The organism is Wolbachia endosymbiont of Menacanthus eurysternus (genome assembly GCA_029715105.1).
Taxonomy (GTDB): Bacteria; Pseudomonadota; Alphaproteobacteria; order Rickettsiales; family Anaplasmataceae; genus Wolbachia.
On the sequence record CP085695.1, the window covers coordinates 223,292 to 236,716 of the forward strand.

Below are 13,425 nucleotides of genomic sequence, written 5' to 3' on the forward strand. Positions count from 1 at the left end.
TTGTTTAGTGGCACCTTATAAAGGAAGAGTAAAGGGTTTCATTGAGAATTGTTATTGAGGTAATAAGAAGTGTTGCTTATCATATAAATGATAATGATTTATAATTTTATGATATTAAAAGTAATAAACGCAATACGGAGTAATTTATTAGTCTGTTTTCCAACAGAGACTGTTTATGCTCTTGCCTGTAATGCATTAAGTTGTGAGGCTATAAAGAAAATATATCGAATAAAGAATCGTCCTAAAGATAAACCGCTGTCTATATCTGTTAATAATATTTATAGTTTAATGAAGATAATAGGGTTAAAGTTCAAATATTTTGATTTAGTAAATTATTTTTCTCCAGGACCAGTTACTTATGTTTTACCTCTTAGAGATAATAGTGTTCTTCCAAGGAAATTTTTTAAAGATACTGTAGGTGTAAGAATACCTGATCATCCTATTGCAATTTCAATATTAAATGAACTAAAAACTCCGATAGTTATGACTAGTATTAATATTTCAGGAGAGAAAAGTGTATGTAAGGCAAATGATATACCTAAACCTTTTAAGCAGTATTTATCTGTGATATTTGAAGATGATAAATTAGTTTCTGGTATGGAATCTACTGTTATTGATTTGACTGGAGATAATATTAAAATATTAAGATATGGTAAAGTTGCGTTTCAAGTGATGTGTTTTTATGCTAAGTTTAATATTAAATGAAGGATGGAAAATATAATAGGTCATGATTATGCCAAAAAAAAGTTAATAGAGAATTTATCTATTCAAACTTGGTTAATTTGTGGTAAAAGGGGAATAGGAAAGGCAACATTTGTAAGATCTTTTTCTGATTGGCTTCTTGTAAAGAGAGGTAATGAAGTAGTAATGGATTTATATTTTGTTGATAATGGTACTATAGGGATAGAAAAAGTGAGAGAAATAAAAAATTTTTTGTATCTAAGTTCTATTCAATCAAAATATAAGATAGTTATTATAGATAGTTTAGAAGCAATGACAAATAATTCTCAAAATGCGATGTTAAAAATTCTCGAAGAACCACCAAAAAATTCTAAAATATTTATAATTAGTCATGAGCCGTATAATATAAAATCTACTATCAAATGCAGGTGTTTTCAATTAAATTTATTTCCACTAGGTTATGTAGAGACGAGACGAGTTATTTTATCTAAGTATAAGTTTGATGATCAGGTACTTAGTAAGATTATTACTGTATTTCCCGGGAGACCAGGTGTAATTATAAATATAATGAATAATAATGATGTATGTGAATTTTTTCATACGTTTCCTCAAAATCTGAATAAACCAGAAATAATTAGTAGAATAATAAGTAGTGAAATAGAATTGGAATTTGCATCACGTTTAATTCAACTTTTTATTTTAAATAAAATAAAAAGTGAGATAAGTAGCGTTGAAATTTTATTAGATAAGTGGAAAAAGATACATGAACTTTTTATTGCTGCCAAACAACTTGATTTAGATAAAAAGCATATTTTAGCTAATGCAATTAATATTATTACATCAGTTTAGTTTTAATGTTCATTTTATATTCAAAATATGAGGTGGAGATTGTTTAAATGGGAAGGAAGGGGATATTATGATTTTTGTTTAAAGTTTTTATAGTTTAAATTTATATGTATATATAACTTACTAAGTGTAAAAGTATAGTGTAGTAGTTATAAGTTATAACTTGTTAATAATATTGAAAGATATAAAGATTATGGTTGTGGGCAAAAGTAGAGAATATAGTGGTATTGTTTTATTTCTACGTAATAGATGAGAGATAACTTGTAGATAAGAAATATTTTTTTGTTTATGAATTATTGATTAATATTTTACAATAGGGGGGTTGTGCTGTAATTATTACAGAGATATTAAAAATTATAAATAACCGAAGTAATAGATATTAATAAAAAGAAGTAAAGAAAAAGTTTTACTTTAATAATTTATAGAGGATAAATAGGGGGGGCGTTTTGTGAAAAATGACTTGTTTAAGTCAGTAAGAGATAGAAGTTATTTTGATAAAGCAATTGAGTGGTACTATTACAAGTATATGTTTTGTATAGTAGAAAGATCTTGGATGATGTTAATGATGGTATTTCTTTTAGTGTGTCTATTTTTGTTATTATTAAATATATACTTACTATTTCCTATTAAGAAAGATCTAAATTTTATAAAGTATGTAGATCATGGAGAAGATGAATTTTCTATGATACATAAACTTCATCTTAATAAAGATGATGACGAATATACTTCTATATCTAAATATCTAATAAGTAAATATGTTGAAATATATGAATCAAGTAGAGCTTTTGAGTTAGAATTTCGAAGAAGTTTCATACAAAAAAATTCTATATATAAAGTATATCAAGATTTTCAAGAAAAAATTAATAAAGAAATTAGTAATTTATCTAATACAAATATTTCTAATATAAAAATAATGAAGTTATCTGTTGATCAATCAGTTAAGAAATTAATTACCTTCTCTGGAAGAGCTGTTGTAATTTTTAAAGTTGATCGTAATAATAAAGAAATAGAGAATAATAGAACCGTTGATATTAGTTTTACATTATCTAATATTCAAGCAGCTTTGAGTAATATAATACCATTTAAATTTATTATTGATAGTTATGAGTATAGATAAATTCATGTTACTTTACAATTAAATTTGTGATTGTTATTTCATTTTATGAAATATACTTAAATGATAAGTTCGTTCTTTTGTTTACTATTTTTAATAGTGGAAAGTATAGATAAGTTTATGATTTACTACTGTGTAGTATTGTATAATGAATGATAATTTTTAATTTAATATTTTGGAATTTTACTAGAATATAAATTTTGAATTAAAGTGATATGAATTATAGTATAAATTTTATTATAATAAAATAATATTTTTTATTTTATTGTAATAGGAGGTTTTTAAAATTTAAAGAATATATAGGTTTAATAGAAATTGAAATTATGTTGAATGTATAAAGTTGGTATTAAAAATTTTTAAGATAAAATATATATTTTATCAATGAATAGATGATATAATTAAAAAGCTTTTATAGAAATTTTGTAGTAGTTATTATTTTAATAATATTTTGGAGAATTTATCAACCCAAGAGAGAATTTTGTAAATTAAGAGGAGTATTATTAATTTTAATTAATGAGTTATTTTCTAATTATAGAAATAGTATGTAATGGAGAAAGAATTTTATTCTTAAGTTCTTATTGTAATAATAGATATAGATAAATAATATTGTGGGGACATAAAATAAATTTAGAAAAATAAATAATTAAAACAAAAAAGTTTGATATGCTAAAGATAGGATGTTTCGTTTGATGTAAAGAAAGAGAGGGGATATTAAAGACATTTTCTCTTCATTGTGTATAGAGAGAGCTAAAATAAATAATTAAATTTAGTTGCTTAATAATCTTTATAATAAATAGGTAGTATGTATTTTTTCTCTATAGTAAGGTTATTTTACTAGAGGCAAGGTAATGCCATATTGTTTCATATATTTTCCTTTCATTTTGTCATATGATTTCTTACATTTACTTTTACCGCTTAAAAATATAAATTGACATGCTCCTTCATTGGAGTAAATTTTTGCAGGAAGCGGAGTTGTATTTGAAAATTCGAGTGTAACGTGACCTTCCCATCCAGGTTCTAATGGGGTTACATTTATTATAATACCGCACCTTGCATAAGTTGATTTACCTACACAAATAACTAGTACATCCTTAGGTATGCGAAAATATTCAATTGTACTTGCGAGTGTAAAACTATTTGGAGGAATTATACATATATCCGTTTCTCTGTCTACAAAACTATTTTCTGAAAAATCTTTAGGATCTATTATGGAGGAATTAATATTAGTAAAGATCTTGAATTTATTTCCAACTCTTGCATCATATCCATAAGATGATAGTCCAAAAGAAATAACACCTTTACAATTTTTACGGTCCACAAAAGGCTCTATCATTCTAGAGTTTTTAACTTTTTTTTTTATCCATTTATCCGGCATAACTGTCATACTTATTAAGTAAAAGTAGATGTTTAATAGTATAAAATAAAAATTAAAATGTAAACTGCTGCATTTGTATGTTTACGGTTTTGTAAAAAAGATTTATGTCTTTATAAAGAAGATAAGAGTTAATGAATTAATTTTTTAAAATTACAACAAGGGGGGGGGAATTAATATAATATTGTTAAGGTGTTAGTTACTGCTTTTTTTGCTAAATTATCGACTTCTTCGTTATATTTGTTGCCGCTATGAGCCTTAACCCATTTCCAATTGACTTTGTGTTGCGAAGATATATTGTCTAATTCTTTCCATAATTTTATATTTTTTACTGGTCTTTTATTGCTTGTTTTCCAACCATTCGTTTTCCATTTATTTATCCATTCTGTCATGCCATATTTAATATAAAGACTATCTGTGTACAAATTAATGATATTGCAAGAAAATTTTAATACTTTTAATCCATTTATTATTGCTGTTAATTCCATTTTATTATTTGTCGTATTTTCTTCTCTGCCATAAACATCTTTTCTATAATTTTGGAATAGTATAATTGCAGCCCATCCTCCTATTCCTGGGTTACCAAGACAAGATCCATCTGTATATATTGTTACTTCTTTTTTACTCACTTACTATATACTTTGTAAAATTACAATTTTACCAAAATATATAGAAAATGTATAAGATAATTTATTAGGTTGTGCTTCTAAATCTTATTAAAGAAACAAAGAAAAACACGATAGTAAGTATTACTAAAAGAAAAAACAAAAAGTAATTTTTATATTTTTTTTGTTTTTTCATGACTTAATTATAAATTAATAGAACAAAAAATAATACTGCTAAATAGAATAAATAAATAGGAGATTGAATAAGAAAACATTCTTTTTTGTGAGTTGTGATTTTTATATCTTATAATAGATATAGCGTGCCAAACAAAAATACATCCTTCAAGAATTGCAGTACCTAGATAATATATGTGGTTACTTCTTAGAAAGAAGGTTGGAAATAAGCTGGTGATCATTAATAATATACTATAAATCAATATATATTTTCTTGTTTTCTCTTGTCCGTAAACAGTATTGAAAGTTGGGATTGATGCCCTTATATAGTCCTTAGATTTATCTAAAGATAAAGACCAGAAGTGCGGTGGAGTCCACATAAAAATTATTAGGAATAAAATAAAACTTTCTAAAGTTATAGAATTAGTTATAACTGCCCAACCAATCATTGGAGAAAAAGCGCCTGATGCACCGCCAATAACGATATTTTGTGGGGTACGTCTTTTTAGCCAAATTGTATATATAAAAATGTAAAATAATATGCTAATTGCAAGTAAAATAGCGGAAGTGTAGTTTGCGACTATTGCTATAATAAATACTGATAATATTCCAAGGATTATACCAAATTCAAGTGCGCTTTCTGCAGAAATTTTACCTGAAGGTATAGGGCGGTTTTTTGTTCTTTCCATAAGGAGATCTATATCTCTATCATACCACATATTTATAGCACATGCAGATCCAGAACCAAGTGCAATGCATATAATAGATATTATTCCAAGAAATGGATGAATACTACCTGGTGCAGCAACTATACCAGCAATTGCAGTGAATGCTACGAAGTACATTATTTTTGGTTTTAGTAGAAGCCAAAAGTCTAATATTGTTGATTCAATATTTAACAACACATTAGTACACATCTTTACTTTATTATTAATTAATTTTCTTTGTTAGAAGAAGCATGAAATGGTGGTGAAGGTGGTGTTGTCCATTCTAAGGTATTACTTCCCCAAGGATTATTTTCAGCTACTTTACCCCATTTAAAGTGGTGTATTATTACAAGTATAAAAAAAATAACCGAAATAAACGACATATACGAGCCAATGGAAGATATATAATTCCAAGGAATAAATGCATCTGGATAGTCAGGTATACGTCTTGGCATGCCCGCTAATCCTAAAAAATGCTGAGGTAAAAAGGTGATATTAGCACTAATGAAAGTAAGCCAAAAGTGTATTTTCCCTAGGTATTCATTATATTGTTTACCTGACATTTTACTTATCCAGTAGTAAAAACCAGCAAAAGCTCCAAATACTGCAGCTAATGACATGATGTAGTGGAAGTGAGCAACAACGTAATAGGTATCGTGTAAAAGTTTATCTATTCCACCTTGAGATAAAATTATTCCTGTTATACCACCGCCTACAAACATGAAAATGAAACCTAATGCGAATAACATAGGGGTTTTAAGTTCAATCGCCCCGCCCCACATAGTTGCAATCCAGCTAAAGACTTTGACTCCAGTTATAACACCGATAAAAATTGTACTTGTACTAAAGAATATGGCAGTGTTTTTGTTAAGTCCAATAGTAAACATATGATGCGCCCAAACTATAAATCCAAGTATCGCTATTCCAAGCATAGCATAAATCATCCCCATATAACCAAATATCGGCCTGTGAGAAAAAGTTGATACAACATGACTTACGATTCCAAATCCAGGAAAAATAATTATGTAAACTTCAGGATGACCAAAAAACCAAAATAGATGTTGAAATAATACAGGATCACCACCTCCAGCTGGATCAAAAAATGAAGTACCAATATTGCGATCAGTGAGTAACATAGTTATTGCACCGGCAAGTACTGGTAATGCAACAATTAACATAAATGATGTTAATAGGATAGACCAAACAAATAGTGGCATTTTAGTTAATGACATATCTTTTATTCGCATGTTGAATATAGTAACAATAAAATTGATTGCACCTATAATTGATGAAATACCAGCAATATGAAGTGCAAATATAGCAATATCAGCCCCGATCCCTGGATGAAATGTAATCTGCGATAAAGGTGGGTATAAAGTCCAACCAGTTCCAAGACCTTCATCAATAAACATAGAAAAGACAAGTAAAATAAAGGATGATATTAGTAGCCAAAAACTTAAATTATTCATACGAGGAAATGCCATATCTTGTGCACCAATCATAAGAGGTACAAACCAATTACCAAACCCTCCGATTAATGCAGGCATTATCATAAAGAATACCATTATTATTGCATGACCTGTGATTATCACATTGTATAATTGATAATTATTATTGAGTATATTAATATGCATTAATTGAGTACGGATAATTAACGATAACAGTCCACCAACAATTCCGGTTAATATAGAAAAAATGATGTATAGTGTTCCTATATCTTTATGATTAGTAGAAAATAGCCAACGTTTCATGTTTTTTGATATATTATTTATATTCATATTTATTTTAATTTTAACTTTTATTTATAAACTTTTACTTTTTACCCATTTATCGAAATCTTCTTTATTTACAGCCTCAACAACGATTGGCATAAATCCATGACCTTGACCACATAATTCGTAACATTGCCCATAATAGATACCAGGTTTTTTAATATTAAACCATGCTTCATTTAATCTACCAGGTATTGCATCAATTTTTATACCGAAAGCTGGCACTCCCCAGCTATGTATTACATCTTTTGATGTTACTTGTAAACGAATATTAGCATTAATAGGTAAAACAATATTATTATCGACAGAAAATAATTTTAAATCTTTTTCGCTAAAATGATTTTTTCCTTTGATATAGCTATCAAAGGAAACATTCAAATATTCTGGGTATTGATAGCTCCAGTACCATTGATGTCCGATAACTTTTAGTGTTATGTCAGCTTTCGGTACTTTTTCTTGTAACCTGATTAACTCAGCGTTTTTAAAAGCTAACATTCCGGCTATAACTGTTGGTATAGTAAACCAAATAATTTCTAAAAAAACATTGTGACTTATTTTGCTTATATTTCTTGCATCTTTTACTTTACTTTTATGAAAGCGAAATATTGTATAGGCAAGTAATATCCATACGAAAAACATTATTGCAATCATTATACTTATTACAAATGAGTGTGAATTAGTTACAGCTTCCATTATCTCAGTTGCTGGAGAGGGAAATCCAAATTGCCAAGGAACAGGAGCAGAAGCGATTAATACATTAGGATAAAATGTTATTAGTAATGTGAACAGTTTTGTCATAATTTTAAATTACATATGATAGTATAACGAAACTTGTTATGTAAAGCAAATGTATAGACAATATAGTCAATAAAAATTTAATGTTTTTAGTTTCAGTTTCTTACTAATTTGGCCTCAGTAGTTAATTTATAGATTAGATAAAGATGAAGCAAGATAAATATTTATTGAAGTTAATAAAATATATGTAACGTATTTATAGTATTGTGTATTTACTTTGATTAAATACTGTATTAAGTTTATTAATACGTCTGTTACTGCTAACAACCCTCTAGCCTCACACTTGCAGTAACAGGCGGTAAGAGTATAAAAACGAGATTAAATATATATTTAAAATAGTATATTAAATATATAATATGTGATATTTGATATTTCATCTTAGTCTAGATGGGATTTGTATTTTATGGAATAATGGAATAAATAGAATAAGAAATATTATTAAGTTTCAATTTGATTGAAGAAAGGAAAGTGGTGAAGTTTGGAGATCAAATTTCATTTACTGAAATGTATATAAAATAATGTAATTTGGTTTTTAAATGTATAAAATAACTATCTTTCTATGAAAGACTTATCAAATGTTGTAATTATAGGAGTAAATAAGAATGATAAAAGAGTGCGAGATTGGGTAACTATGTATATATCTACTGGCATACCTGGATATAGGTATACAGCTTTAAATCGATCAAGTTCTGATTTTGGTATTGTTACACGTATTGAATAATAACGCCCTAATCTTGGATCATCAAGAGCATCAGGTGAAATATAACTTACTATACCATTGATTAAACTTAAACGACGCGCGTTATAAGCGCTTAGTCTTACTTTCGCCTTTAATCCCCTTAATTTATCAACAGAGATTATATTGCTGTTTTTATTTTGTGCAGACAATATCTCTTCTATATTTTTAGTTTGAACTTTAGCGTCTATTACTAGGTTATCATTGTATGGTACTATCTTCATGATAGGAATACCAGATTGAATAACACCACCTTTTGTATGGTATTTCATGTCTGTAACAATTCCATCTTGAGGCGATTTGATAATTGTACTTGCTAATTTGTTTTCCGCAATTATTAATCTTTCTTTTAAATCAGCTATAGAGGTAATAGTTTCTTTAAGTTCAATGTTTGCTTTTTCTTGAGAGTTATTTCTTGTATTTACAATTTCTAGTCTATACTCTTCAATTTTTTGTTGCACTTGAGTTATTACAGCGCGGTAATGATTAACTTTACCTTCAATTTCTGCGAGTTGTTTTTCTAGGGTTAAAATATGTAGTTTACTCATATATCCCCTTAGAAGGAGTTGTTTTTTTATTTCTAGTTCTTCGATTATTAAGCTCTCTTGTTTAAGAGATGCATTAAGTTTGGAATTTAATCCAATTAATTCACTATACAATTGTTTTATACGTTGTTCTAGTATATGAATTTTTCCTAAAATACTTTTATGCTGAGAATTAAACAATTTTATTTGATTTTTTATTATTTTATTTGTAAAATCCTCGTCGGATAGCTTTTTTATTTCATTAGAGAATTCAATTGTTTCCACTCCTTGAGTAACAGCAACAAGTCTTGCTTCGGTTGCTAAAAGCAATAATAGTTTTTTTTTAATTATATTTAGATTGGCTTTTTCATCTGTGTCGCATAGTAGAATTAGAGGCTCATCTTTTTTAACTGTTTGACCGTCTTTAACTAAAATTTTATTTATTATTCCTCCATTTGGATGTTGAATTACTTTTTTATTTGAAGATACAGTAACTTCTCCACTTGCATGTACAGCACCATCAATTGGTGCTGTGGCTGACCAAATACCACCTATTCCAAAAAAGATTAGTATTACTGTTAGACCAAATAATAGCGGTCCCCATGTTTCCTGTAAAAGCTCATTTATGTTATTATTTTTACGTTTCAAAATAAAATTTATTGTTGCGTCAATCAGTTTGAACATTTTAATTATTCGAAGAATTTAGATTCACTTTTTATTTTGCACGTTGAACGTTGATTATTATCAAATTATGTTTAATATTTTTAAGTAGACTCTATATCTTAAAGAAAATTTAAAGCTAATTTTATTAATTTACCATTATTTTATTTAATATGGTTTGTGTTTTCATTACGCTTAATTTAGGTAGAGATATTAATATAATTTGTATTTATATACATACAATAATATCTAAGTTTTAGATTTTAGTTTAAGTTTTTGATGATTGAAAAATATTATCGATTGAGTAATTATGGGTATTACTTTGTTAGTAACCGAATAAAAGTGGAATTGTTGTGTTCAGATTAGAAGGTAAGAAATTTTTAATTACTGGTGCATCAGGTGAAATAGGACAAGCAATTGTAAGAATTATGCATAAAGCCGGAGCTGTTTTATGTATATCTAGTACAAAAAAAGAGTCTTTAGAAGAGATTGCTAAATTATATAAAAAAAATATTTATACACTTCCTTGTAATTTATTAGACATAGGAGAAATAGATCAGTTAGTAAATAGAGCAAGTGAGTTGATGGAAGGCTTTGAAGGGTTAATATGTAATGCTGGTATTACACAAGATAGTTTATTATTAAGAATGACAGATGAAGCATGGCGAAAAGTAATTGATGTTAATTTGAATTCTACGTTTAAACTAAATAGGGAAGCATGCAAAAAATTAATTAAGAATAATAGTTGGGGAAGAATTATAAATATTTCTTCAGTAGTTGGATTGACGGGAAATGCAGGACAGGCTAATTATGCTGCGTCGAAAGCTGGGATAATAGCCATGAGTAAATCTATAGCAAAGGAAGTTGCAAATAGAAATATAACAGTGAATTGTGTTGCTCCTGGATTTATAGATACTAAAATGACTAAAGTTTTAACTGAAGAACAAAAGAGAAAGATATTAAGTAATATTCCGATGAAAAGAATGGGTACTGGAGAAGAGATAGCAGCGGGAATTCTGTTTTTAGCAAGTGATGAAACGAAGTATATTACAGGACATGTGTTAAATATTAATGGTGGTTTATTTATGTAGTTTATTATTTTATGTGCAGTAAAACATTATCTTAATTTTGTGGACAAATTATGAATTATAATTTAGAATAGGAATATTGTTGGAACAATAAATTAATTTTGCTAGTTTGATATTTAGAGGCATAGAATGAGCTTAATAAAATTTTTTAGTATTTTGTGCTTAGTATTATTTTTGTCAAGCAATGCGGATACAATGAGTACTGGTGCTAATGATAGTGGTGGTGATAACAATGATGTAACTGCTCAAGTGATATGTAACATTATTGCTTATATTTGGAGGATAGGTGGTCCTCTTATGACAGTGATAATAATTGGTGCGTCTTTGCTTGCAATATTTGGTAGAATGCCTTGGCCAGCTCTTTTTGCATTAGGTATGTTTTGTGGTGTGTTTTTTGGTGCTAAGACGATTATAAAGCAAGTTATACCTAGTGATGTAAAGAGTACGTTAGATAGCTGTGGAAGATAAATGAAAAGTTAAAAGATTCATATTTTGTATTCTTTTACAAAAGAGAGTGTTAGCCGATTATTTGTTGTTAGAGTTTTGTCTAATTCTCATAATTGTTTCTTTTAATCAGAGGATTTTATTGACGTTAAATAGAAGGGTGATGTGGGATTTGTTATGGGGAATGAATCCTTATAGAATAAATTTATTTGTACGATTTGTAATAAAATTTATATCTATTTTTAGTAGGGTTTTTTGATAGATTTTATAAGGTTTTTCGTTTTAGAGATTATATTTTTAAAATATTAAAGAAGGGAGTTTACTTTAGCTTTATTTCTGCGGGTACCTCTATATGCGTTATCCTAATTTGGTATTTCTTATGAAGATTAAATTATATGTACTTTATGGAATTTGTAGTTTTATAAGGGGGTGAGATTATATGATTTATTTTTTACAACAAAAATTGTACAGAATGTTTACGTTATACGCGAATAGTTGTAATGATCTAAAATATATGGATAACTAGTTTAAGGTAATAAATAGATTAATAAAAGTTTCTAATTCCTTTTTATTTGTTTATATAAATTTACTATAGTTTTTATCATATTAAAAAAAGTGGAGGAGAGAGGAAGTGGAGAAAAGTTATTTAATGAAAAGAAGGTGTTTTATTTTGAAAATTGTGTTATTATTTTATGACACTAATTAAAAAACTTTTTAAAATCGTTTTTAAGATGTATAAGATTGTAACTTTTTGACATATTTAATAAGCCTATCTATAGTAGTTAATTTAATTTTATGTTGTTTAGCAAATTTAAGTAACTGAGGTAATCGCATCATGGATCCATCATCATTTACTAATTCACACCCCACAGCAGTGTGACTGAATCCAACTAACTTTGCTATTTCAACACTTGCTTCAGTATGACCGTTGCGTGCTAAAACTCCTCCATCATTTGCAATAATTGGGAAAACATGACCAGGAGTAATGATATCATTTTGAGTACTCTTTTCGTTAATAGCAGTAAGTATGGTATGCGTTCTATCATAGGAGGAAACACCTGTTGTGATACCGTAACGTGCATCGATTGATGTAGTAAATGCGGTATGAGGGATAAGTTTCTCATTTACATTACTCTTTTTCATAAATTCAAGGCCCAGTCTACTCATATGTGGCGCTGTCATAGCTAAAAATACAATTCCAGTACCATATCTAACCATGGAAGTTACATGTTTTGGTTTCAATTTTTCAGCTAAAACAACAAGATCGCCTTCATTTTCTCTATTTTCATCATCAACTAAAATAAACAATTTACCAGAATATGCATCTTCTAATACATCTTCCACGCTAGAGATATCAGATAGATTTGTTGATGTACAATCAATTTGTATCATATTTATTTTATCAAAAATTCACTTAAATTCGATTTTAATTATTTTATATAATCTTTCCCCATTGGGTGCTACTACTTCTGCATATTCGCCGACTTTTTTACCAATTAACGTACTACCTAAAGGTGAACTAGTAGATATCAATTGTTTTGAGACATCAGCTTCATATTCGCTTACTATTTTATAGATATACTCTGTTTCGCTACCGTCATTATTAATCATATTTAATGTTACCGTTGCACCGAATGTTATCGAGTTGCCAGATAAATTTTTTACTTCTATTATTTCAGCGTGCGAAATTTTATTTTCTAATTCTATTATGCGACCTTCAATAAAACATAATTTTTCTCGCGCAGAATGATACTCTGCATTTTCAGACAAATCACCTTGATCACGTGCATCAGAAATGGCTTGTATAACTGATGGTTTTTCTTCTTTTAACTTTTTAAGTTCGGTTTGCATATGTTTAAAACCTTCTTTTGTTATAGGAAATTTTTTAACGACTGAAGAAATCATGG

13 protein-coding genes are annotated in these 13,425 nt (G+C 27.9%); 5 read left to right on the plus strand and 8 right to left on the minus strand.

Annotation, left to right across the window (positions count from 1 at the left end; genetic code table 11):
- Positions 1–108: 108 nt before the first annotated feature.
- The 3 genes from LJI21_00890 to LJI21_00900 all read left to right on the plus strand — a co-directional run bounded on the left by LJI21_00890 (position 109) and on the right by LJI21_00900 (position 2,644).
- Positions 109–705 carry a threonylcarbamoyl-AMP synthase gene (locus LJI21_00890; GenBank protein ID WFW29997.1) on the plus strand — a complete coding sequence of 199 codons (597 nt, stop codon included), beginning with the start codon at positions 109–111 and terminating at the stop codon, positions 703–705.
- A 3-nt stretch (positions 706–708) separates the two neighbouring features.
- Positions 709–1,530, plus strand: coding sequence for a DNA polymerase III subunit delta' (locus tag LJI21_00895; GenBank protein WFW29859.1), 822 nt, complete (start codon positions 709–711; stop codon positions 1,528–1,530).
- Positions 1,531–1,975: 445 nt separating this feature from the next.
- Complete coding sequence (locus tag LJI21_00900) at positions 1,976–2,644, plus strand: conjugal transfer protein TraJ (protein ID WFW29860.1); 669 nt, start codon at positions 1,976–1,978, stop codon at positions 2,642–2,644.
- Positions 2,645–3,467: 823 nt separating this feature from the next.
- Here the strand turns inward: LJI21_00900 and dcd are convergent.
- The 6 genes from dcd to LJI21_00930 form a co-directional block, all read right to left on the minus strand.
- Positions 3,468–4,025, minus strand: a complete 558-nt coding sequence (gene dcd, locus LJI21_00905; GenBank protein WFW29861.1) for a dCTP deaminase — start codon at positions 4,023–4,025, stop codon at positions 3,468–3,470.
- A gap of 161 nt (positions 4,026–4,186) precedes the next feature.
- Positions 4,187–4,642: a ribonuclease HI gene (gene rnhA / locus LJI21_00910; GenBank protein ID WFW29862.1), complete on the minus strand. Its 456-nt coding sequence runs from the start codon at positions 4,640–4,642 to the stop codon at positions 4,187–4,189.
- A gap of 179 nt (positions 4,643–4,821) precedes the next feature.
- Complete coding sequence (gene cyoE / locus LJI21_00915; protein WFW29863.1) at positions 4,822–5,709, minus strand: heme o synthase; 888 nt, start codon at positions 5,707–5,709, stop codon at positions 4,822–4,824.
- A gap of 17 nt (positions 5,710–5,726) precedes the next feature.
- Positions 5,727–7,271 (minus strand): cytochrome c oxidase subunit I, encoded by a 1,545-nt coding sequence (ctaD, locus tag LJI21_00920; protein WFW29998.1) that lies wholly within the window; start codon positions 7,269–7,271, stop codon positions 5,727–5,729.
- 30 nt (positions 7,272–7,301) lie between these two features.
- Positions 7,302–8,069, minus strand: coding sequence for a cytochrome c oxidase subunit II (gene coxB, locus LJI21_00925; GenBank protein ID WFW29864.1), 768 nt, complete (start codon positions 8,067–8,069; stop codon positions 7,302–7,304).
- A gap of 546 nt (positions 8,070–8,615) precedes the next feature.
- Entirely contained in the window at positions 8,616–10,010 is a 1,395-nt protein-coding gene (locus tag LJI21_00930) for an HlyD family type I secretion periplasmic adaptor subunit (protein WFW29865.1), read from the minus strand.
- 329 nt (positions 10,011–10,339) lie between these two features.
- On the opposite strand from LJI21_00930, the gene fabG reads away from it, so the two are divergent.
- Both fabG and LJI21_00940 read left to right on the plus strand, forming a co-directional pair.
- A complete protein-coding gene (fabG, locus tag LJI21_00935; GenBank protein ID WFW29866.1) occupies positions 10,340–11,077 on the plus strand; it encodes a 3-oxoacyl-[acyl-carrier-protein] reductase in 738 nt (245 codons plus the stop codon).
- Between the two features lie 126 nt (positions 11,078–11,203).
- Positions 11,204–11,542: a TrbC/VirB2 family protein gene (locus LJI21_00940; GenBank protein WFW29867.1), complete on the plus strand. Its 339-nt coding sequence runs from the start codon at positions 11,204–11,206 to the stop codon at positions 11,540–11,542.
- A gap of 702 nt (positions 11,543–12,244) precedes the next feature.
- Here LJI21_00940 and ribB read toward each other — a convergent pair.
- Positions 12,245–12,910 (minus strand): 3,4-dihydroxy-2-butanone-4-phosphate synthase, encoded by a 666-nt coding sequence (gene ribB, locus LJI21_00945; GenBank protein ID WFW29868.1) that lies wholly within the window; start codon positions 12,908–12,910, stop codon positions 12,245–12,247.
- A gap of 18 nt (positions 12,911–12,928) precedes the next feature.
- Positions 12,929–13,423, minus strand: coding sequence for a transcription elongation factor GreA (gene greA / locus LJI21_00950; GenBank protein WFW29869.1), 495 nt, complete (start codon positions 13,421–13,423; stop codon positions 12,929–12,931).
- Positions 13,424–13,425: the final 2 nt, after the last annotated feature.